Source organism: Micromonospora sp. MP36 (genome assembly GCF_008119785.1).
In the GTDB taxonomy this organism is placed as follows: Bacteria; Actinomycetota; Actinomycetes; order Mycobacteriales; family Micromonosporaceae; genus Micromonospora.
This window is the reverse complement of sequence record NZ_VSFA01000312.1, coordinates 1-379: the sequence shown is the minus strand read 5'-3', so window position 1 is coordinate 379 and position 379 is coordinate 1. Positions and strand designations below refer to the sequence as shown.

The following is a 379-nucleotide window of genomic DNA, read 5'->3' as shown; positions in this document are numbered from 1 at the left end:
TCGACCACCCACCGGAACACACCGAGACCGGATCCGTGGGGCTGGCCACGGCGGGCGATGCGCGGGCGGATGCCCTTGCCGCGCACTGCCTTGCGGTACTTGTCATGGTCGTAGGCGCGGTCGGCGAACAACTGGTCAGGGCGCTGTGGGGCCGGCCACGACGGCCGCGTACCAGCGGGATCTTGTCGATCAGCGGGAGTAGTTCGGTGACGTCGTGGCGGTTTCCGCCGGTCAGCGACACGGCCAAGGGGATGCCGGCGCCCTCGGTCAGGACGTGGTGCTTCGAGCCCGGGCGGGCGCGGTCGACCGGGCTCGGACCGCTTTTGGGCCACGCCTGGCGGCCCGCACGTGTGAGGAGTCGATCACGGCGCGGGACCAG

Annotated in this window: 1 pseudogene; it reads right to left on the bottom strand. The window is 71.5% G+C overall.

What is annotated here, in order from left to right:
• A pseudogene (locus tag FXF52_RS41315) lies at nt 1-379 on the bottom strand (transposase); the annotation flags it as partial.